Below are 389 nucleotides of genomic sequence, written 5' to 3'. Positions count from 1 at the left end.
GCGGCGGATGCAGAACGTCGGCGATTGATATCGACCGCCCAAGCTCCTCCCTTCTCCCCGTCACTATACGGGGAGAAGTGCCCGGTGTCCGAACCGGATAGATAGGTAACAGAATGGACCGATAGCATGGGTGACAGTTTTCTTGTCCGCCGGAGGACCGGCGATGGTTTGGCGAGAGACTGGCATCATGGACGAGCGGCTACGGTTTGTTGTGGAGTGTCTTTCTGGGGATGAGACGATGGTTGCGCTTTGTGCGGCCTACGGGATCTCACGCAAGAACGGCTACAAATGGCTAGGACGCTATCGGACGTTTGGGCCTGAGGGTTTGCACGACCTGCCGCGAGCCCCGCTCAATCATGGCCGGGCGACAGCTCAGGATCTGGTTGAGC

Annotated in this window: 1 protein-coding gene; it reads left to right on the top strand. The window is 59.1% G+C overall.

The window, feature by feature from the left end:
- Positions 1-163: 163 nt before the first annotated feature.
- Positions 164-389: helix-turn-helix domain-containing protein (locus X744_RS139630; RefSeq protein WP_023763263.1), on the top strand; the 226-nt coding region annotated here is incomplete at its 3' end.

It is taken from the genome of Mesorhizobium sp. LNHC252B00, from assembly GCF_000502955.1.
GTDB lineage: Bacteria > Pseudomonadota > Alphaproteobacteria > Rhizobiales > Rhizobiaceae > Mesorhizobium.
Note: the sequence above shows the minus strand (reverse complement) of the source record. Positions and strands in the feature narration are given on the sequence as shown.